Consider the following 20,810-nt stretch of genomic DNA (forward strand, 5'->3'; position numbering starts at 1 on the left):
TGCTCCAAAATCTGAATTTACTCTTATTCATAATTTTGGAGATTTTTAAAAGCTACTCTTTTTCTTTCATCTCTGCTACTGCCTCAGAAATTGTTTTGACACTTTTTTCTGCTTTTTGAACTTTATCCTGTAAAACTTGATTTTCTCTATGTTGAATAACTTGTTCTAATTGTCTCTCTGCCGTATTGCTCAAACCTGCTCCAGCATTATTTTTTTCCCATAGCTGCAAATCTTTCAACTCTTGAGTCGAAAACTGGTCAAGTTTTTTAGTATCTAAACTATCGCTGAAGATTCCCTTGTCTACCAACCCACTTTTCACCGCTTTGGCGTATGTCTCATCTGCTCTTTGCTCATTCTCGTTTTTACCAAGTATGCTATCCGTTGCATCAAGAACTTTCTGTCCTAAAGGATTAAGCTTTGCAGCGGTTATTGTTCCTGTAGTATCTTTAGCCTTTTCAACTTTCTCTTTAGCCTCAAGCGTTTTCTCATCAATCTTATCTTCAGAGTTTAGTTGATGTTTATCTTTGAAGTCATGCATAGATTTTTTACTATCTCTCTCCAGAGAGCTTGATTGTGTGTCATAGCTATCTTTGATATTTTGTTTTTTACTATCTATATCCACCTCACTTCTAGGTGCGTTAGCAGTATTTTCTTTAGCCTTTTCAACGACAGGGATAACATCAGCTTTTAAAGCATCACCCTTTGTTGTGTATTCTCCATCAACTTTCTTCATCTCTTCACTTTGAGCCGATATTATAGAGCCTGCTTTTTGAGCTTTGCTTGTATCTAGTTTAACTCCAAGAACACTGTCAATAGCGTTCATCTTTTCATCTTTATATAAATCATCTCTCATCATGGCAGCAGCAAGTTCAGCAGCTCTTGTCGGATCTGTTTTTCTAACATCAGATAGTTTTGTCCCGTCTTTCATTACTGCTTCATCTATAAACTTATTGAAAACTTTTGGTAATACATCTTCAGTGAAGTTTTTATCTCTTTTTTGAGCAGTTGAATACTGTTCAGATAATGCTTCGGTTTGATTGTATGATTTGGTGTAATTATCCGCAATTGTTTTAGTATCGCTATCTCCATAACCAGAAGTCTTTTGCACCTGGTCAGCAAGCGCAAAGGAGAGTCCATCGGTTTTTTGGATTTGCTCTGAGAGATTAGTGCTGAATGACTTCATGAAACTTTCTGCTTCAGAAGCAGAAAGTTTTGTTGAATAGCTCTCTCCATCTGCCGTTTTTCCACTAAAGGTTAAAGAACCATCAACTCCTGCTTTAAAGCCTGTTATACCTTCTAATAGTTTCGTTGGGCTAAAACCTGCATGAGCACTTAAATTTGCCCCATTTTCAGTTGTAAATGTTAAATCCTTTCCTCCAGATTTCATATCGTTTAATGTTTTTTGGATACTTTCATTTGTAGCTGAATTGAGCGCATCTCCTGTTTGATGAGTCACCCCTTTATTATCAGTAAATGTACCAGTATTAATAATTTGTCCACCTGTACTAATGGTATTAGCAGTATTTCTTGCAAAACTAGAGCTAAATGCATCTCCAAGCTGTGATGTCTCTTGTTTTGATGCATTATAATTATCAGAGATACCGTTTGCTATACTGACCCCTGTTGTGCTATTTGAGACTTTTACAACTTCACCTTGCCCATTTACAGCAATATCTGCTGCTCCACTTGCATCTGTTTTTGTCAAACCTAGCCCATCGCTATTTAGATAGGAACTTCTACTTGCACCTTCTGAATTTATCCAAGATTTTTTCCAAGCATTTTGCCCTGCATAATCATGCGTACCGTATTGATCCGTTGCATTGAAAGAGCCTAAGCGACTATTTCCTGCATTAATATTACCACTAGCCGTTTGGCTTGCTGCTCCTCCTGCTGCACTTGTACTTGCCGCACCGACTCCACCGAACAAACTTACAAATCCATGCTCTGATTTTTTAGCTATAGCATAAGCAAAAACAGGTATTGAAGCAGCTAAATACCCTAAGAAAGAGAGATAATTTTTTAAATTTTCAGATACATCATTTAGATTTACCATTGTCAAACCGCCGTTTGTAATGTTGGGCAATATCCTTTCAATGGCTATATTAAACATTCCATTTATTAACAATGCCAACGGTGTCCATAATACCATCGCAAACAGTAGCGTAAACCCCATCTTAATATGTCCTAAATCGCCATAGATTATAGACAGCAAAACGAGTAATATAAAAATACCCAAAACAAGAGTGGTCATAACTGCTTTCATTAACGGTAAATTCTGTTGGGCAAGAATTCCTGTAACTGCCCAGGTCTGCCGTTGATTTGTCTCTGATAATGCCTTTGCGTACGCTAAAGCTGAAGCATCACCACCCGTTGCAAGTGCAACCGCTTTTAAACCGTTATTTGTCATATTTATAAGCGTTTGTTGAAATAAATAATCTTGTGAATTTTGAGAAACACCAAACATCATTCTTGTAGTTTCAGCCATTCCATTTTGAAAAACTGTTTGATCAACCATCATTTTATTTGCGGCAATTTGCTCCATATCATCTAGCTTACTGCCCAGTGCGACTTTTAAATTATCCCATGCATCTTGACATTGCATATCTACTCCGTTTGGATTTGCGGCACTATAGTAAGGCGTAAGATAACCTGTTACGCTCAAATCATTTTTTAAATTTGTACTCATAGTCAAGACATCCCCACTCATTTCATTAGCAGTTATAGCACTAAATACGCAATTTCCCATATACTCATTGAAAGTTCTTACTACATAAGCATCTACCATGTAAGATGAGCCAAGGTTGATAGGTGCAGACATAGTAAAGCCCAATCCTGCTTTACTGTAGGAAATTGAATTAGGCGTTGCAAATGCGATCTCAAATGCTTTTGCTAAATTTTTTTCCAAGCTTGTAAACAAAGAGAAAGTTTCGCCGATTCCTATCGGAACATTATCAATAGGAAACGCTTGCCCTGTTATCTCATCCTCTACGATATACTGTTTTGTTTGTGTAGAGAACATTCCGATGATTATCGTCGTGATAAATAGGTACTTACCCATCGCAACTGCCATATCAGAGCTGCTACCGCCACCAGCAGTATTTTTAATCATTAGCAAAAGTCCACCGACTGCAAGTGCTGAAGTTATAAGATAGCTCTCTCTTGAAATAATCGTTACGCCCTGAAGTACTTTATAAAATATTTCACCATAACCCCATGTATATATAGACGGGTCGGCAGCAAATACATCTGAAGCGATTGCTGCTACCATAAAAAACAATAAACTGATTTTTCTCATATTGTGTATCCTTTTGTTGTTGATTCAGCTCCGACTAACATAAGTGTCTTATACTGCTCTTGTGTAATTTCATTTCCGTTTTTATCTTCATATCTCGTTTCAATTTCGCCTTTATCCACTTGAGCTTTTCCTTTTGTTTTTTTCTCTTGAGTTGTTTCTTTAGCTTGAATTTTTTTAGCAGCCGGAACCGCTTCTTCATTTGTATTTACAGTCAAACTATTAAACATCTGATTTATTACCGCTTTTTTAAAAAAGTTTATTTGAGATGGTTGGAAGAATTTAAAATGTACAACCGTTACAGGAAAACCTGGCATTTTTAAATATGCAGACAATGGTTTCAAAAGCCCAAGTTCTCCCGTTAGCAACACTTTTTTTGTAGTATTGCGTTCGCTGACTTGCTCTATATCTCTCTGAGCATCTCTGCTTATCATACGGTTCTTATTTTTTTCTTCAACTTCTTGCTCTCCGAGGAACTCACTTATAAATTTTTGCCCCTTTGGATCATCATACTGAAGCATTAACTTTGTACTCAAGAGCTGAAAAATATTTCGCATGAGATGTTCGCCGTAAAGCTCTTCCAATCTTGCCAAATCTTGAGTAGCCAGCACAACACAACCGCCTTTGCTTCGTCCTTCAGCAAGTTGATCATTAACTTCACTCAATTTTCCGAGAGTTTGTGCCTCATCTAAAAAAATCCATATCCTTCTATTTGGATTATTTTCAAGACTAAGTATTGTTCTAGTCATCATATCAAGCATTACTCTGAAATACCCCTCGTAATTGCCTTCTTCTTTTTTTGTTTGCACTAAAAACAATCTCTGATCTATATTTTTATTTGCAGTTGATTTTATGAACTTAGTTATCGAAAAATCGCTCTCTTCAAAATAAAATTCAGGTCGCATTATCTTTATAAAGTAGGGTTGTAGATTCATCATGATACTTCCCGCCGTTGCTTCTGCCGCTTCCGTCAGTAGAGACTTTATGCTCAATCCATATTTATCGTTTACATCCTGTAAATTAGCCCATATCTCTTCTTTAGTTTGAAACTGTCTAATAAAATCAATAAGCTTTTTTGTAGAAGGTTTCGGACTTGTTTTTACTTTTATGATGATGCCTTTAAGTATCATCCGTGCCGTATTGTCCCAAAACTTCTCTTTTGATTGCGTATCCGGTATAAAAGATTTAACTATCTTATCTGCCTCATCAAGCATCTCCTGCTCATCATCAGGTATATCTAAAAAGAAGTTCCATTTAATGCTTCGTGCATCAGCAGGATAAAATAAAAAATCTCTATCCGCCCTGTAATAAGCTATCCAAAAATCAGGTTTTCTATCATATACAATCATCGTTTCTTTAAAATGGACAACTTGCTCAAGCACTGAAAAAATACCTTGAGTTTTTCCGGAACCCGCCATCCCGATTATTCCGATACTTCTATTTTCATTTGTATATGGCAGCGGCACTTTTTCTTTACCTATGAAAAGTCTTGATTTTTCTTTAATCATCTTTCTCAATTTTTTTGCATCTTCAATTCTATTACCTCTAATAAGACTCGTGCTCTTATCGATTACAAGTTTATCAATCAGCAAAACACTTACTATAAAACCTACAACACCACCCCAAATCAAAGCATTGAGAACCCAATCGCTTAATGCCCAATCATAAAGAAAAGACAACCATTTCGCCAAAATCGGTATCGGAAAATCTTTAAAATAAGCATAAGTTTCATAGTTTCGTATATCGAAATGAAATAAGATAAGATCTATATTGAACATAACACTCAGCGAAACAACAAAAACCATGCTGCCGACAACACCAAGTATTGCCAGTTGTATTTTTCTTAGTCTCAGTGGGCTTATAATCAGACTAGTCATTTGGCAACTCACATTGGATAGCAATTGCAACTTTTTTTATATCTTTAGTGTAGTCCACATTAAACTTATTTTTTTCAATTTTTCTTTTTAGTTTGTACACTAGTTTTATTTCTCTTGCCAATGTTTTTAAGTTTTCACTGCCTTTTGAGGATTCTATTTCCTTTATCAACTTATTGACAACAGTCAACTGCGCCGCCTGTCCAAGCATCTTCTCACTCCTATTTTTCAATTTACTCTTATTCATAATTTTCTAAATTTTCCCACGGGAAATTTTTATAACAATTTATAAAAAAAACAAAGAAGTGCATTAATTTCTACTCAAAATAGCTTTGTAAGTAGAAATCAGATTTTTTCTATAGATTTGATTATACTTCTCTGTTTTAGAGTGATAAGCAGCTATACCTCGCCATGAATATCCGACTTCATTTACCATTTGCTCTACATAATCGCAAGCTTTATGGTAGCTAGGTTCTATTTTGAAATACTCTTCATGTTTCAATCTTTGATATTTATAATTTAACTGATATGCCCCCAAATCAACATTTGTAATACCTACTTTAACAAGATAGTTTAAAAAGTTTACGCAACTATCTAAACGCTTGCAATCAAGAGTTCTTTCATCCAAAAAGAAATCCTTATAGTGTGCTTTTAGAGATTTTGCCTCTGCAGGATTATTGAACGAGATAAGATATTCATATCCTGGATTTTTAGTAGAGTGCCTTTCGTTAAGCAAGATTGACAGCATCAGGTTATTATCAATCTTGCAATCCCCAAAGATATTTGTAACAATCAAACTGCACACAGTAATCATTCTTCTAATTATCTGTAATTTCATCTTCTTGTCTATACTTCAGCAATAACTAAAATTTTAATTTCAAGACTTTCATTGTCAGGCATACTCTTATTCCTTTGTATTTTTGTATAATACTTTTATTCATATTTTTTATGAATAATAAGTAAATTTAAACTGGAGTGATAAAAATGCTAAAAAAAATAACTGCGTCATCGATGCTGGTTGCAACTTTGCTTTTAAGTACTGGATGTGCTGTAAAGACAGGCAATGAGAACTTAGGTACAATGGAAAAGAGTGAGCTTGATACAAAAATTGTAAAAGGCAAATCCACAAAACAAGATATAAAAGCACTGTTGGGCGATCCTGATAGAACAGATTTTGATAATAACTCTTTAGAGAAATGGACATACTTGCACACTAGAAAAGATGCTAAATTTGTAAATTATGTTCCGGTTGCAAACTGGTTTGTTGCTGGCACTAACGACACTACAAAATCATTAGTCATAGTTTTTGAAGAAAACGGTGTTGTAAAAAACTTTATCACTTCTGATGCAAAAGGTGAAACAAAAGGCGGATTATTCCAATAATTTATGTCCGACTTGTGTCGGGCAACAGAAAGAGAAACGATGAAAAAAATCAGTACGACAGCATTGCTTCTTTGTTTATCGCTTTTTGCGCTAGATGAACAAATAGTTTACCAAGATGCCAATACCACCAATTCTGTACCAAATGATAAAAATTCCATACCACAAAAAACAATAAATTTTTTTAGTGGCATAGTTGATGATTTTAGAGAGTTTGCAGCTGACAATAATCTCATAGATAAAAGTAAACGATAGTTTTTACATCCCCATACCCGAACTTCTTACCTGCTCTTTTTCAATATTTATATCTTCCAATACTTTTTCTTGTAAAGCTGCATCTTTGACTTTTTGGTTTTCTTCACTTTGCTGAGTTTCAAATTCTTGTTCTGGCGTATCTTCTTGAGCTTTACTAATCATAGATACAGTTTTGGCAAATTCTATATCATCTCTTAACTCCGCTTGAGTCTCTTTATCTAAACCACTCTCTTTTAAATGTTGCTCTGCTTGTTTTAGCTCACCTTTTTCTATCAAGCTTTGTATGTCTTCTATCTTCGCTTCTTTATTGTCTATAACATAGTTTTGCCAGTCCTCAACGGTTGCGTTGCTTATAAGCCTTTGCTCTACATCAACGCCATTTTTTACAAGGTCATTGATATCTTGTTTGTACTCCCCGACAGCTTCATATTTCACAAAATCAAATTTTTCTATATTTGCTTTTTCTACGATATCAGATACAAATTTCTCTCCGGGCATATCGTTTTGATTATAAAATGTAACTTTTTCAAAACCTTGCTCATTTAGTAGCTCTGCTATTTTGCTGGCTTGCCCTGTACCGTTTCCAATAATGACATTTGTTTCGTTCAGGTCTATTTTAGATGCAGCGGCTGCATAATCCATTTTTGATTCAAATACCGCATAATCTTTTGTATCATTTTCTCCTGGAATAAGTGTCATATCTTTAGGTCCAAAAGATTGTGTTTTCATAGTTGTCCCATCTCTTAAAACTTTAGGATTTAAAAAATGGATATCCGCGCCTACTTTATCTAGCTCTATCGGTTTACTCATATCACCCGTTAGAACGCCAACGCCCATATTGGTATAGCTATACTCTTTTCCATTAGCTCCTACACCACTTATTTGCCCCTCTATGATATACATGTTTTTAGGGATAGAATCTATTTCCCTGTTTGACAAGAACTCTATTGCTTTTGTATCATCCGGAGTAATCTCCCTATAACTTACAACTTTTGAATTTATATTATTTTCTTGAGCTTTTGCAATGTTGATATTTTTTATCTCTTCTAATCTTGATAAATGTTCAGTAGTTAATTGAATTTTTGCCATATTTTGGCTTGATTCGATAGCTTCTGCAAGATAATTTTTTAACCCGCTTGCATCAAGAGAATAGTTGAGTGCATCTTTATAGTTCATGCCTGTTGCAACCATAACCACATTTTCAATAGTACCGCTTTCTCCGCTTCCGAAATCTTTAAACTTCCACACACCGCTTCTACCTAAATACATTGAAGCACTTGGGGTTCTGTCATCTGCTCTAAGTCTAAAACTATAGTTGCTGCCACCCTGTTTTGTTGTAAAATCAATGCCTAGAGAATTTAATACATTTGAAGGGTCTGAATGTATAAGTGTCTCTTTTGTCATAGTCCTTAGAGAATCAATTTCGGCTTGAGATAGCCTAAAATTATTAATATAGCTAGATTTTTGCTGTATTTCGTCAGATATTGCTGGAGCTTCTGCCTCTTCTTTGGTTAAAGTATTCTCATGTTCTTTTTGTTTTGGCAGCATATAGTTATTTGAATTTACCTGCTTCCAATCTTTTAAACTTGTATTGCTTAGTTCTTTAAACTCATCGGTTCTTTTAAAATTTATAATTTGCTGTTTAGTTTCTATCTTTTGGATACTAAACTCTTTTTGCAGCTCTTCCCTTTTAAATCCTGCGTTCTCTAAAGCACTTACAGATACTTGCTGCTGTTTGTCGGCAACATGGCTGATTCTTTCTATCTTATCTTTTTGTTCTGGAGTAAACTCAGGGCTTTGGATCGCTTTTGTTAAAAGTGCATCAAACTTTTGCCCATTGTCTCCATTCTCCAGTTTGATACCATCCATCTCTACTATTTTTTCATCTTTTGAAAAAAAGTTTGTATCAATACCGTATTTTTTTAAAGAGGACTCCGTGATATCATCATAAGCTTTTATCTTACCTCTCAAGCCGTCCAACCGCTCTATATTTGTTTTTTTTTCTTCTTTGGATATCTCATGTGACTTAGCTGCTTTTTGAAAGTACTTAATTCGAGCTTCTATCACATCAATAAGAGCTTTTCTTGTATCGTTTGCAAAAGCCGTTTTGTCTAGTTTGTAATGATGAGTTAGCTTAATTGCACCCATCCTGTCTTCTGGCATAGCAAAAGGTATATCTACTCTTGTGTTTAGATTTTCCAACCTACTATATGTCTCTTTTGACATCCTATCTTTATTTTCACTGTTCCACTCTCTTACGCTCCCCACATTTTTATCAAACCATTCTGTGCTTTTTACAAAATTTTCCATGCCTTTTTTTGTTAGTTTTCCATCTTCATCTTTTTCAAGATTAAGTGAAAGATTTTTGACATCTTTGTCTGTTAGTACAAGTCCTTTGTCGGTAGCTATTTTATCTGCCAAAAATAATTTATCATGTTGTTTTAAAAACTCGCCAAAACCTTCTATATCTTTTGGGACTTCACCAAGATTATATTTTACAGCAAGAGCATTGGCATCATTTGAAAATTTTGTGAATGTATCTGCATATCTATTTTTAGCATTAGTCGTAAACTCATTGTATTTATCTTTATTTGCCTCAAAAAACTGTTTAACCTTATCGGTATCTTTTTGCATTGCCTTATCATCAAATTCAAGATTATATTTTTTTGCAATTTTTTCAGCCAAATAAATATTTTGCTTTGCAAATTCTGCACCGGGAACATCCCCCGTAAATCTTCCAATTTGCATCGCCAAAGAGAAATGTGTCTCGTCTTTATAAAAAAATGTAAACATGTTTTGTTTTGCTTCGGCAACAGTTTGAGTATTTTCATAAAATCTCATCTTTAGTTCAAAGAGTTCATCTTTAAACATTTTAATACCTTCGCCATCAACATCATTCGTTTTCATCAAAATGTGTGCATGTGGATTATCTGTGTTTCTATGAACTGCATAAATAAAATCATAATTTTTATTATATTTTTCTCCAAAGTCAGACAATGTTTTATTTATTATTTTTTGAAATTCACTATCACTCATTTTTAAATTTGGATTTGGAGAAAACACAACTCTTCTCTCGCCTGTTATATCGTCTCCAAAAAATGATTTTGCTTGAGCAATTGATAATTCAAAACCATTCTTATCATAGAGAATTCCACTTTTAAACTCATCACCTAAACTAGCTTCTTTTGCACTATCTCTTGACATATACTCAATATGCTCTTCTGCTCTTTTTAAACTTGCTGCATCATTTTGAGCACCTTCTCTTGCAAAATAATCAATAGCTTTTGTTGCTCTTTCTCCAGCTTTTTTACCTACGGTATAAGCAGATTTTCCAAAATTATCAGCACCTGTAAACTTTACAATTGCAAAATTTCTAACAACTGTAACGGCACCACTTCCGCTGGCGATCTTTGCACTTAAAGACGAGGATGTCTTAACGACACCATCATCAACTATTTTAATAGGAGCTACGCTTGCGCTACTATCACTCGTTTTTACTTCGGGAACATTTTTAAATGAAGCTGCTTCAGATTTTACACCGCTACTATCTGATGTTATCGGTAGTGCAGTGCTAGATATCTGGGTAGATGATGAAGAACTTTTGCCATCATCACTCCCAACATTTATATCATCGATATCTAAACTTACTCCACCACTTTGATTTGATTGTTTTGAAGATGAAGAGCCACTTTTTATAGGTTTCTCACTATTTTCAATAGCCTCTTTTTTTAACTTTTCTCTCTCCAAGTAAAGGAGTAATTCTTTAGAATCCATTGCAAAATCCTTAACTTAAGTGTTCAGGAAAAATATTACTCGTAATATTTTCTTTTGAGTTTAGTGAATCAACAGGATGTGTTTTTAGTGCCGCACTTTTTGAAAGCGATACTATCCTTCTTATTTCTCCAGATATTTTTTCTGGTTCCAAGTCGGCAAAAATCAATTCACCAAAAATATATTTTATAAGATGATGATTGCTAAGTATGTAACTCAAGCTTCTAACATTTTGTATTTCAATTTTTGAAAATTTCTCTTCAATTGTCTCAATGAGTTTTCTTTCAAAACCATCAAATCTCTTAACGACTTTTTCTTCTTGTTTAGCAGAAGCATGGTATGCCTCTCCCAGCTTTATTCTCACGGCTTCTGACTTAGATATATTGTGAGCGATACTGTCTTTTGTAATCATCTCGTATAAGCTATCATCAACGGTTATAGAAAATACTTTCATCATCTTTCCTCTTTGTGTAATTTGCTCTTATTCATAATTAGATGAATTTAACAGCCATCTAACAGCGTTGAAAATTTGTCTAACACAGATGAAAACATAAGTCCTTGTTTTTTTAAAAAACAACCAATTTAAGAAATAACATATAAAATAACAGCGACAATAACAGTTGACAAACCCCATCAAAAGGAGAAAATCAAAAGATTATTAACAGAAAAAATAACACAAAACATCATACCGTTTTAACTTGCTCTCAAAAAAATATATTTTTTTGAAAAAAATTCAACACTTAGCAGCAATAACATTTCCAATCTCAAAAGACAACTACATCAACAACCTACAACACAACTACGAGAAAATAAAGTAACTCAAACTTCAACACAAAATAAAAATCATTTAAAAAAAATAGCAATAAAAAAAAGAAAAAAACTTGATGATTTATTTGGTAAAATTGAAAATAAGATGTAGAAGTGTCTGTGGTATATTTAGCAGCCAATTTTTATCCGAACTGCTAAATATAAAATCTATTTTTATGAAATGTAATTCTCTTTTATGAAATTTTTTAAATCCTCATGAGAGATTTTTTCTTCATAAAATTCTATAGCCTTATCGGCTATTTTTATTTTGCTTTGAGCTTCAAGCTGCTCTGCTTCCTCAATAAGTTTTTTTGATTGTTCTTTTGCTTTTTGCAAAACTTCTTTTGCTTTAAGTCGTAACTCTTCGATTTTATTTTCTGCCATTTGCACTTGACTCCTGTTTTATTTTTTTGTCAAACATTATTCATAATTACTTTTAAAATATCATCTTTGTATATTTCAATTACTCTTTTTTTATTTTATCTAGTTGCTTAATACAAGAATAAAGTAATTTTTAACCCACAGATAAGGCTATAGAATTTTATAAAAAAATTACTGATGTTGTAATTTGAAAATTCATAGGAAAGATGATGAAAATTTGATTTTTTTAGAAGCTTATGAGGTAGTACAACTACCTCATTTTTCATTTACAAGATAATTTTTTTGTATTTTTTTTTAAAAAGTACAAAAAATCTTTATCCTCTTTTGAAATTTTAATACCATTTTCTTCTACTGTTTTCCAGTCGTTAAAACAAATCAATTTTATTAAATCGCGCTTCCCATCGATAGTTACAATTTTTTTAAATTGTTCTTTATATTTGTTGTAAATCCAAATAATCTTTTCAACATCATCTTCATCATCAAATATAATTCCATATTCTGATTTTAATCTATCTAATCCACATCCGACTATAGATGCCTCGTCGGATTGGTTTCCATATTTTTTTGCAAGTAATATATTGAATTTTGGCATATTTTTTCCTTTTGTTTATAAAATATTTGCTTTATCCATTGACAGGGAGCAAAATTTGTTCGGTGCCGTTTTTTTGTTTTGCTGCTGTTACGGCTTCTTCCAAAGTTGGATAAAATCCGTGATTTGTGCTTCTATCCCACGCTCCGCCGTCAAGACATCTTAGGTTATATCTAAAACCGGTGTGCCATGCATTTAACCAGTTGCTTTTTTCTGCTTCTAATCTTTTTAAGTACTGCTCTTTTGTTCCTATTTGTTCATCAGTAAATGAGCAGGGCGGGGCTTTTAGTCTATGGTAATGCTCTTCCCAAGTTTCTTGTTCTAGTTCCTCTATAATGATATATGGCTTGCACCAAAACTGCTCTAACTCTTTTTTGCTTCTTTTTTCGTTTGGTGTGCTGTCAAAATATTTACTTAGCTTTGGATTTACTACTATCCCATCGATTTCAAAAGTTTGTCTCATAATGCAACTCCAATTTTATATTATTCATAAAAAAAGCAATTAAGCAGCCGTAGCCACTTTAATCGCTTGTGTTAAATTATCACACCATACACCGCCCCAATAGTCAGTCATAAGATCATCGTTATCATTTACACCTCTGCATCTGATACAAGTGATATCTTTGGAATCATCATCCATTCTGCCATTCACCATAAATTCAACTACATGTCTGTTTATCTCTGCCCAAAAGAGGTTACCGTCTTGCTTTACCTTGCCGTGTTTTGAGAGTTTTTTAATTGCGTTTGTGAGTTTCATTTTTTTATCCCTGGAATGAATATCTCTAGCCTATATAGCTAGAGCATTTGCAAGATGTTTTATGAAGTGTAAAACATCACCGTTTTTAAAATCAATTTGAACTAAGATATCTTTGATTTTTCTCTGCTCATGCTTTGGAGCAATTACAATAGCATCAACAACAGTTTGAAGTGTCATAAAGTTAGTTCCGCTTTCTCCTTGAGCTTCGATTGAAGTTTCAAGACTTATGTTTTTCTCTTCAAAGAGAGTTTCAAGATACTTTTTCATCTTTTAACCTTTATATTTGTTTTATAGTATAATTATAACAAAATAACGAGTTAATGTCAAGTAATTAAACAAATATTTAAGTAAAATATGAATAAAATAACAAAATAAAAAGTTTTATAGGATACAAATATGATTGAATTAAAAGATGTGTTAGATAGATTAGATATAAATGCAGCTTCTTTTTATGAACTAGCAGGAACTACACAGCAGAAGTTATCTTATGCTAAAAAACATAATCAGGAAGCTTATGAAAATTTTCTCTTTAGTGGTATATGCAGACATTATGAAATGGATCCTGGAAAACTTATTGATTTGATAGAGAGCATCAAAAAGATAAAAGAGTCTATTTAATTTCCCTGGGTAGAGACATAAGAAATCTGTAATCTTCAAAAGATATAATTACGCAACCAATAAGATATAGTTACTTTATGTAATAAATGTCCGCAATTTGCAGGAATGCTAATTGCTCATTGGCAATTGTATGATACAATCATTCAAAAGAAGGAGAGAATATGCAAATAAGAGATGTAACTTACGTATAACAAGTCAAAGACTTGTTATCTATTGAGAGGTGCTCTTCCTTTGGGCATCTCTTCCATTCAAATTAAATTCTTCATATATCCATTTAAAAGATTTTCCTAAGTTTGCATCACGATGAACTTCAATTCTATGCTTTATATAATCTTCCCACAGTTCATAATTAGATTTTATTGGATTCTTCATAAGTTCAACTAAAATATCTCTATCTAAAACATTATTTTTTAGTGCTGCTGCGATTTGCTCGTATATATTAATAAGGTGCAAAATATTAATTACAATTTCCTCTCTCTCCTGCTTTGTTATACATGGATCATAATCTGCCTTTGCTACTCTCTTGTAATTTTTATCTTTTTCTTCACAAACCCATTCATGCAAAGTAGAAGGCAGCAGCTTATTATTTGCTTCCCTCCATGTAGAAAAGTTTATGTATTCTCCATTAGCATCTTTAATTACTTGTTTTGATGGACATGTAAGCTCATCAAGTTTTTTTCTTGTTTGACTTAACTCATTTACAACATCTTTAAGAAATGATGTTGTAAATGACCTTCTGTTCCAGTCATGATTAGCTTCTAACTGTTTTTTATGTAGATTTGAACTGTTTTCTAAATTCTTTCTGTTGTAGCGAATGCTAATGATGATGGCAATAGTTGATATTGCCATACTTGCTAGTGTCAAACCAATATACCAGTTTAATTTATTGGCTGCTAAGTTTAATGCTTCAATAGTGACATTGTTATCCATGTATTTCCTTCACTTTGTTTTAATTTTATCTAATTGCTCAATACAAGAATTTAAAGCAATTATGTAAAGTTTTTCACTTTTATCTTTCATTAATTCGTTTTTATTAATAGTCTCTAAACATAAATATTTTGTATCATTTGATTCAAAATTAGGCTTATCCAAATTAATAGCCTGTGCTGCTGCGAATCCTACACTAAATGCCAAACCTTGATCAACTTTACTTAGTTCTGTAGCATCAGCCAATGATGCTATCAAAAAACAAGATACTATTTTCACAAATATTTTCATTATTTATCATCCTTTTTTTTATTTGCTCTTATTCATAATTTCACTTTTCTAAAACATAAGAATTACCTTCACAAACACAATACTCATTTATCTGTTCTTTGGATTCTTTTGCTTTAGCTTTAAATTTCCATCCGTCATTTAAAGCTTCTTGTAAATTATCATATCCACTATTATTAAAGACATGTTGCGAACATGTTTCACGACACATTTTTTCTGCTGCTTGTTCAGATACATGTTGATATCTTCCACCTAAATCTTTATATCCATATGCTCTGTAGCTACAGCTCTCAAGAAATGTTATGACATGTTGCCCTTTTCTCTCTCTTAATTGTTCAATTTTTTTAAGTTTGTTTGCTGCTTCCAGATATTTTTCTGCTTTCTCTTTTAGTTCTTTCTCTTGCTCTATTTTTTTTAATTCTTCAGTTGCCTCTAAATATCTTTCTTGTTCTCTTTTCTTAAAATTTAATAAATAGTTTTTGAAATCTTTTTCTCCACTATTGTCTACTTTAAATTTGAAAAAAATATCAATGTCTCTAGTATTGTGAGATTCATACTCTGATAAATATTTGTTAAAATTTAAGCTTATATTTTTTTCTAAATTTAAGATAGAGTCACGAAAGAGAATATCCTTTGATGGGACCAATAAGCAAGGGGAACTACTAACAGCACTTCTTGTTCTATCATAAAAAGTGCAAGAGGTAGCATCTGTTTTATTGATTATATTGTCTTTTATTGTATAACAATGTTTATGATTTTTTGTAAAATTATCAATTTTTTCTTGGTATAAAACGCATTCACCGTCTGTTGTTTTAAATGTTGAAAAATTCTTTATAAAATAATTCAAAAAAATTTGTTTTTCCCTGCTTGTCATATTTGATGCTGTTTTATCAATTTTTAACTGAAATGGCTGAAAAGCAGGTGCAGCACAACCACTAACTAGCAAAGCCATAATGCTACTTAAAATCGCTGTTCTCATTTTATTCTCCATGTTTAAATTCTCCCTTTATTCATATTTTACTTTCTAAATTCTACATAAATCAAACTGCTGATTTTGCATCTTCTAATAATATGCCGTTTGTTTCATCTGCCTCTATCTCTGCTTGAGCTGCATCGGCTAAAATTTGATGATAATAGAGTTTTTGTTTTTTTTGATTTAGTTTTCTAAAAGCTTCTAAAATTTCTATCTCTTTTCCAGAAATATTATAATCCAGTCTATTTGGAATAGATATTTTAGCTTTATCATCTATTTTCATTTGAGTATATTTGAGTATATGTTTTTCTGGGATTTTACCTCTCTGCTTCCATACATCAAGAGTGTTTTGCGATACAGAAAGATAATTTGCAAGTTCTTTATAGGTTTTCAAACCTGTTTCAACAAGCCATTTTTCTAGTGTTTCCTTAGCCTCATTCATAGTTTTCCTCTTATGTACTCAAAAGCATATACAAAATATTGACAATCTACTCAAATGTGTATATAATAGCTCATAAGTTATATATTTCTATAGATTTATATAGAAACTAATCTTTTATTTTAGCAAAAAATAGGTTGATGTTTGCAAAAGCATATTTGACTGTGGTTTTTGTTTTAAAGTGTTCTTGTGTCTTGCTCTCTTTCTACACAAGAACACTTTAGAGTAAAAACTCTAAAAATTTCCCGCGGGAAAAAATAACAAATCAAGGAGAAACAAAATGAAAGAAAATATATCTGAGTTAAAGATTGCAAAGGGAACGACTATTCATTACAACGGATTTCCTTTTGAGCTTAAAAATGACACGGAAGTATATGGTTTAGAGAGCAATATGCATTTAGCCAAAAGCTATAAATGTTGTTGTAACCATGAGGAGCATTCATCTTCTAGTCCATACCAAGCTGAATCACGAGAGGATGATAGTTCTGTTACAAATAGCGTATCTGTTTCATGAAGACATTCAAGTAAAAAGTCTCTTATTTGAGATGCCGTATTGTTTGATTTGATGATGTAGATGTTGTTCATGCATTTCCACCAGTTGAAATTACTTTCTAGTTTCTCTGAGATGCATTTGTATTTTTGTCCTACGGCATTAAGGTCATAGGTTATTAAAAAAGATTTCATTTTAAAGTGTCCTTGTGGTTTAAATGGTTTCATTTTATCACAAGAATACTTTAGAGTAAAAACTCTAAAAATTTCCCGCGGGAAAAAGTTATTTGAAAATTTATTGTTGAAGTATTGAGGATGGAAGTTTTAGGGGGCAAGGGGCAAAACCCCCTGGCGTTACCTAAGTAACGGTGCAAAGACGCACATAAGCAAGATTGCAAACATAAGCTTATCCATAATGTCCCCTTTCTAAATGTGAACTCTGGAGGGCAAAAAAAAAGGCTAGAGGCTCATGACTTCCTCTAACCTACTTGCCGCTCCATTGTTCACATGAAGAAAATTATGTTTGCAAATAAAATTATAATGATTTAAGTTTAATAAGTCAATGTGATTTTTAGATGACAAAAAAGTTAATTTAGATTTTAAAAAAAGGAGAACCAAAAGATGAAATATAAACAGTTTCAATTCCTTGCAAGTTTAGCGGCTGAACAAGGAATCAAAACAATCGGTGAATTTAAAAAATTCGTGAAAAATTATAGTGCAACTAATATTAATTGCAACTAAAAACTAAACATCTCAACTACTTCAACAATAAATTTTTAAAAGAGGATAAAAAATGAAAATACAAACAACATTACACAAACTAGACATCACTTTGGATGCAGGGCTATTAAAAGAGATAGAGACATCACAAAGTCAAGACGAGCTTATCGAAAAGCTATTAACAATCGTTGCCAATCGCCCTAAACTTCACTCAAAAGAAGATGTTATGAAATTGACAGGCATACCAAAACAGCGGTTTGAACACCTCGTGCGTGAAAATAAAATTCCACACATTTATATCAATAACAAAATTAGACTATTTGATATTGATGAAGTGTATGGATATCTTAACAAAAATTGCAAAGTAGGTGTAGCATGAACTGGAACTGGCAAGAAGCTCTATCAGTAAAATACAACAGAGATGAGATTTTAAAAGATTTACTAAAAGATCAATCTCTATTATTTGAATTGGCAAAAGAAGATGTTGCAAAAATATTGCAAAAAACAAACTATAACTATATAGTCAGGAAACTACACTACAACGAAATCTACGCTCTTGGGCTTGAAGTAACAAAAAAGCAAGTTGAGAAGATTTTGGAGAGAAAAAAGGGATTTTTGTTTTGTAAAGATGCAAATTGTACTTTTGAAAACTTAACACTTGTAAGAAAGATAGTTCAACGCATAGCAAACAACATCAAAAACCTATTTGACGAGCGATATGAAACTTGTATCAAGGAGAACTTGAAAACAAAATACATAGAAAACAATGAAGAGGGGTCTTATGATGATTATCTAACAACAATGATACTAGAAGAAGAAGCTAAAGAAATCTCAAGCAAAAGAACTAAAGAGCATAACAGCTATGTAGAGTATATGCAAGAAATCATAAAAGTTGATAGTAATGGACAAACATTACTATCATTTTGCTAAGGATTAAATAATGTCAGCTATTTTCCAGTGCTTTTTAACTGCTAAATACCCAATTACAGCAGCTAACATAAAGCCAATCGGCACTACTAAAACACCTATGTTATCCATTTTTCATGTCCTCCAAAGCCCTTATATAAGTATTCAATTTTACATAAGTCACAAATATTGCTATAGATACCAACATAAATACTATAGCAAATACATATCCATAATTACTGTTCTTCTGCAAAAAATTAATTGCATAAGCACCAAATCCACCACCTATTGCAGTCAATATAACAAGTTTCTTATACAAAGCATCTACAATCTTTGCAATAAGTTCACTCTTTTCTTTATTTTCCAAAATAACTTCCAAAAGGCATAATCATGAATGAACAAAATTATAACATAAACATAGAAAAAAGCATTTTAAGCTCAATACTTTTTGAGCCGCAAACATTACAAGATATTTCAAAAATATTATATGTTGAAGATTTTTATCTTCCTACGCATCAGCTCATCTATGATGCAATGCTTAAACTAGACAAGCAAGCGTTACCGATAGATGAAGAGTTTATAAAGCGTAAGTTTCCCAAAGTAGATGATGATGCCATGTTGCAGATCTTAGCTGCCAATGCCATTTCACAAACAAACCTTTTCTCATACATTAAAGAGCTTAAAAAAGACAGTATTGCAAGGCAAATACATCTTACTTCTCTTGAGCTACAGCAAAAGTTTGATATCAAGCTAATAGAACGGCTTAACTTACTTAAAGATGAGTTTGAAAGTCTTGATGGATTTCAAAAACTCAAAAAAGATAGCTTCAGTAACATCTTTGATAAATTTGACATTAATTTTGAGAAAGTCGAAAATGTTAAATTTGAATATTTAATGGATAACTTTTTAGTCAAAAATGAAATCACTATGATATCTGCTCGCCCTGGAACAGGTAAGAGTTTGCTATCTGTTGCAGTGTCAAATATGCTGCTTATTTACAAAACGATAGAGCAGGTCTTTTATATAGACGGCGACAATAGTATTTCAACACTAAAAGATAGGAACATCCATCATCTAAAAAAACAACATGGTACAAAGTTTAGATACTTTGTAGGACTTGGCAAAAGTGAACTTTGGCAAATCATAAACACTCTTAAAAAGATGGATTTGTCGGATGCGTTGATAGTTTTTGACAGTATCAAAAACTTCATAAGCGGAGACAGAGACAAAAACAAAGATGTATCGCCCGTAATGGAAATACTCAGAACATTGAGAAATAACGGTGCAACCGTGGTGTTTCTTCACCATCAAAATAAAGCTCAAAAAGACTTTACAAGTGATTATGCAGGCTCATCGGCTTTTGAGGAAGACACATCAAATGCGTTTACTCTCAAGCGAAACGATGATAAAAACGCTTTGATACTAAAACCGTTTAAAGCCAGAGCCGGCGATTTACAAGAGATAGCATTTAGCTATAACGCTCACAATCATACTCTTACAAAACTAGACCTAAGTTACGCGAAACAGACTAAAGAGATGGACGAGATGATAGAAGAGACTATAGAGTTTTTAAAATCATCTCGAAGTAGACCAATGTGGAGTGAGTTGTCAAAAAATCTTACTGACCTGGGATATGACAAAGAAAAAGCGGCAAAAGTCATTAAAAACAATGAGGGTAAACTTTGGAAATTTGAGAGAGGCGACAGAAACAATCAAAAATTATACTCTCTTGTAGAAACTACTATAAAATCAAAAGTAGTAGAAACAATTTATGAAGATATCGCAAATACTGCTCCGATAAGTCCGATAACTCCGAGAACCTTTAAAATAGGGATTTGCGAGGGGTTAGATGTAGTTTCCGACAAGTCCGACAAGTCCGATAGCCGAAATATACCGCCTGCTTCTCAAAATTTCCCGCTGGAAAATATAACAGTGGCACAAGTAATTTTGGCAAATAGCTCTAATAAATTTTTTCTTGATATGAATGACACTGTTCCGATGGGCGCTTTTGAAAAGATAGAAATGCCGACGCTGTAAAAAATATGAATAATAAACAGGAAGGTTCAAATGAAAAAATATATACAAACTAAAAATTTACCAACTATATTTGATTTAAGCACCGATTACTTTTGCCAAAGAATGGGTAAAGAATTTATAGAAAAAGTTCACTATTTTATTCCGCCAAACTCGTCAAAAACTAAAAAAGCGGTACTCTGGGATATTGAAGCTTTAGAAAATTGGATCAGAGGTAACCAAATTGATGATGAGCTTAAGTCTTTGCTAGATAGAAAATAGGTTAAAATTATGTCGTTAATTACAAATGGCACAAGTCCTTTAAAAAAGG

The 20,810-nt window shown here is 32.8% G+C and carries 24 protein-coding genes; 7 read left to right on the forward strand and 17 right to left on the reverse strand.

Annotation, left to right across the window (positions count from 1 at the left end; genetic code table 11):
* Window positions 1–52: 52 nt before the first annotated feature.
* The 4 genes from AC6H4V_RS08585 to AC6H4V_RS08600 all read right to left on the reverse strand — a co-directional run bounded on the left by AC6H4V_RS08585 (window position 53) and on the right by AC6H4V_RS08600 (window position 6,004).
* Window positions 53–3,295 carry a conjugal transfer protein TraG N-terminal domain-containing protein gene (locus tag AC6H4V_RS08585; protein WP_497606503.1) on the reverse strand — a complete coding sequence of 1,081 codons (3,243 nt, stop codon included), beginning with the start codon at window positions 3,293–3,295 and terminating at the stop codon, window positions 53–55.
* Window positions 3,292–5,169 carry a type IV secretion system DNA-binding domain-containing protein gene (locus tag AC6H4V_RS08590; protein WP_497606504.1) on the reverse strand — a complete coding sequence of 626 codons (1,878 nt, stop codon included), beginning with the start codon at window positions 5,167–5,169 and terminating at the stop codon, window positions 3,292–3,294. Before AC6H4V_RS08590 ends, AC6H4V_RS08585 begins: the two co-directional genes overlap by 4 nt.
* Complete coding sequence (locus AC6H4V_RS08595; protein WP_497606505.1) at window positions 5,162–5,377, reverse strand: hypothetical protein; 216 nt, start codon at window positions 5,375–5,377, stop codon at window positions 5,162–5,164. Before AC6H4V_RS08595 ends, AC6H4V_RS08590 begins: the two co-directional genes overlap by 8 nt.
* 99 nt (window positions 5,378–5,476) lie before the next feature.
* Complete coding sequence (locus tag AC6H4V_RS08600; RefSeq protein ID WP_497606506.1) at window positions 5,477–6,004, reverse strand: hypothetical protein; 528 nt, start codon at window positions 6,002–6,004, stop codon at window positions 5,477–5,479.
* A gap of 146 nt (window positions 6,005–6,150) precedes the next feature.
* On the opposite strand from AC6H4V_RS08600, the gene AC6H4V_RS08605 reads away from it, so the two are divergent.
* Window positions 6,151–6,549 carry an SEN1984 family lipoprotein gene (locus tag AC6H4V_RS08605; protein WP_497606507.1) on the forward strand — a complete coding sequence of 133 codons (399 nt, stop codon included), beginning with the start codon at window positions 6,151–6,153 and terminating at the stop codon, window positions 6,547–6,549.
* Window positions 6,550–6,588: 39 nt separating this feature from the next.
* Window positions 6,589–6,801: a hypothetical protein gene (locus tag AC6H4V_RS08610; protein WP_497606508.1), complete on the forward strand. Its 213-nt coding sequence runs from the start codon at window positions 6,589–6,591 to the stop codon at window positions 6,799–6,801.
* A 3-nt stretch (window positions 6,802–6,804) separates the two neighbouring features.
* Here the strand turns inward: AC6H4V_RS08610 and AC6H4V_RS08615 are convergent, their stop codons facing one another.
* The 7 genes from AC6H4V_RS08615 to AC6H4V_RS08645 all read right to left on the reverse strand — a co-directional run bounded on the left by AC6H4V_RS08615 (window position 6,805) and on the right by AC6H4V_RS08645 (window position 13,373).
* Window positions 6,805–10,575 (reverse strand): relaxase/mobilization nuclease domain-containing protein, encoded by a 3,771-nt coding sequence (locus AC6H4V_RS08615; protein ID WP_497606509.1) that lies wholly within the window; start codon window positions 10,573–10,575, stop codon window positions 6,805–6,807.
* 10 nt (window positions 10,576–10,585) lie between these two features.
* Entirely contained in the window at window positions 10,586–11,029 is a 444-nt protein-coding gene (locus tag AC6H4V_RS08620) for a hypothetical protein (RefSeq protein WP_497606510.1), read from the reverse strand.
* Window positions 11,030–11,553: 524 nt separating this feature from the next.
* Window positions 11,554–11,763 (reverse strand): hypothetical protein, encoded by a 210-nt coding sequence (locus tag AC6H4V_RS08625; protein WP_497606511.1) that lies wholly within the window; start codon window positions 11,761–11,763, stop codon window positions 11,554–11,556.
* Window positions 11,764–12,022: 259 nt separating this feature from the next.
* Window positions 12,023–12,352, reverse strand: coding sequence for a hypothetical protein (locus tag AC6H4V_RS08630; protein ID WP_497606512.1), 330 nt, complete (start codon window positions 12,350–12,352; stop codon window positions 12,023–12,025).
* Between the two features lie 31 nt (window positions 12,353–12,383).
* On the reverse strand, window positions 12,384–12,812 hold the full coding sequence (locus AC6H4V_RS08635) for a hypothetical protein (RefSeq protein ID WP_497606513.1): 429 nt from the start codon (window positions 12,810–12,812) through the stop codon (window positions 12,384–12,386).
* A gap of 39 nt (window positions 12,813–12,851) precedes the next feature.
* On the reverse strand, window positions 12,852–13,106 hold the full coding sequence (locus tag AC6H4V_RS08640; RefSeq protein WP_299857379.1) for a hypothetical protein: 255 nt from the start codon (window positions 13,104–13,106) through the stop codon (window positions 12,852–12,854).
* Between the two features lie 30 nt (window positions 13,107–13,136).
* A complete protein-coding gene (locus AC6H4V_RS08645) occupies window positions 13,137–13,373 on the reverse strand; it encodes a hypothetical protein (protein WP_497606514.1) in 237 nt (78 codons plus the stop codon).
* A 129-nt stretch (window positions 13,374–13,502) separates the two neighbouring features.
* Here AC6H4V_RS08645 and AC6H4V_RS08650 point away from each other — a divergent pair, with 129 nt between their 5' ends.
* A complete protein-coding gene (locus tag AC6H4V_RS08650) occupies window positions 13,503–13,724 on the forward strand; it encodes a hypothetical protein (protein ID WP_497606515.1) in 222 nt (73 codons plus the stop codon).
* A gap of 210 nt (window positions 13,725–13,934) precedes the next feature.
* Here AC6H4V_RS08650 and AC6H4V_RS08655 read toward each other — a convergent pair whose 3' ends face one another.
* From AC6H4V_RS08655 to AC6H4V_RS08675, 5 genes are all read right to left on the reverse strand, one after another.
* A complete protein-coding gene (locus AC6H4V_RS08655; RefSeq protein ID WP_497606516.1) occupies window positions 13,935–14,654 on the reverse strand; it encodes a DUF4760 domain-containing protein in 720 nt (239 codons plus the stop codon).
* A gap of 9 nt (window positions 14,655–14,663) precedes the next feature.
* The gene (locus tag AC6H4V_RS08660) at window positions 14,664–14,942 is read right to left on the reverse strand and encodes a hypothetical protein (RefSeq protein WP_497606517.1); all 279 of its coding nucleotides are present in this window, start codon (window positions 14,940–14,942) and stop codon (window positions 14,664–14,666) included.
* A gap of 40 nt (window positions 14,943–14,982) precedes the next feature.
* Window positions 14,983–15,918 (reverse strand): hypothetical protein, encoded by a 936-nt coding sequence (locus AC6H4V_RS08665; RefSeq protein ID WP_497606518.1) that lies wholly within the window; start codon window positions 15,916–15,918, stop codon window positions 14,983–14,985.
* A 61-nt stretch (window positions 15,919–15,979) separates the two neighbouring features.
* The gene (locus tag AC6H4V_RS08670) at window positions 15,980–16,354 is read right to left on the reverse strand and encodes a helix-turn-helix domain-containing protein (protein WP_497606519.1); all 375 of its coding nucleotides are present in this window, start codon (window positions 16,352–16,354) and stop codon (window positions 15,980–15,982) included.
* A gap of 405 nt (window positions 16,355–16,759) precedes the next feature.
* Window positions 16,760–17,035 (reverse strand): hypothetical protein, encoded by a 276-nt coding sequence (locus tag AC6H4V_RS08675; protein WP_497606520.1) that lies wholly within the window; start codon window positions 17,033–17,035, stop codon window positions 16,760–16,762.
* 598 nt (window positions 17,036–17,633) lie between these two features.
* On the opposite strand from AC6H4V_RS08675, the gene AC6H4V_RS08680 reads away from it, so the two are divergent.
* Complete coding sequence (locus tag AC6H4V_RS08680) at window positions 17,634–17,939, forward strand: hypothetical protein (protein WP_497606521.1); 306 nt, start codon at window positions 17,634–17,636, stop codon at window positions 17,937–17,939.
* On the forward strand, window positions 17,936–18,490 hold the full coding sequence (locus tag AC6H4V_RS08685) for a hypothetical protein (RefSeq protein WP_497606522.1): 555 nt from the start codon (window positions 17,936–17,938) through the stop codon (window positions 18,488–18,490). Before AC6H4V_RS08680 ends, AC6H4V_RS08685 begins: the two co-directional genes overlap by 4 nt.
* 100 nt (window positions 18,491–18,590) lie before the next feature.
* Here AC6H4V_RS08685 and AC6H4V_RS08690 read toward each other — a convergent pair whose 3' ends face one another.
* Window positions 18,591–18,833, reverse strand: coding sequence for a hypothetical protein (locus tag AC6H4V_RS08690; protein WP_299856402.1), 243 nt, complete (start codon window positions 18,831–18,833; stop codon window positions 18,591–18,593).
* Between the two features lie 23 nt (window positions 18,834–18,856).
* On the opposite strand from AC6H4V_RS08690, the gene AC6H4V_RS08695 reads away from it, so the two are divergent.
* Together AC6H4V_RS08695 and AC6H4V_RS08700 are read left to right on the forward strand one after the other, a co-directional pair.
* Window positions 18,857–20,503, forward strand: coding sequence for a DnaB-like helicase N-terminal domain-containing protein (locus AC6H4V_RS08695; RefSeq protein WP_497606523.1), 1,647 nt, complete (start codon window positions 18,857–18,859; stop codon window positions 20,501–20,503).
* A 30-nt stretch (window positions 20,504–20,533) separates the two neighbouring features.
* Window positions 20,534–20,761, forward strand: a complete 228-nt coding sequence (locus tag AC6H4V_RS08700) for a hypothetical protein (protein ID WP_299870860.1) — start codon at window positions 20,534–20,536, stop codon at window positions 20,759–20,761.
* Window positions 20,762–20,810 lie beyond the last annotated feature (49 nt).

It is taken from the genome of Sulfurimonas lacustris (assembly GCF_059705355.1).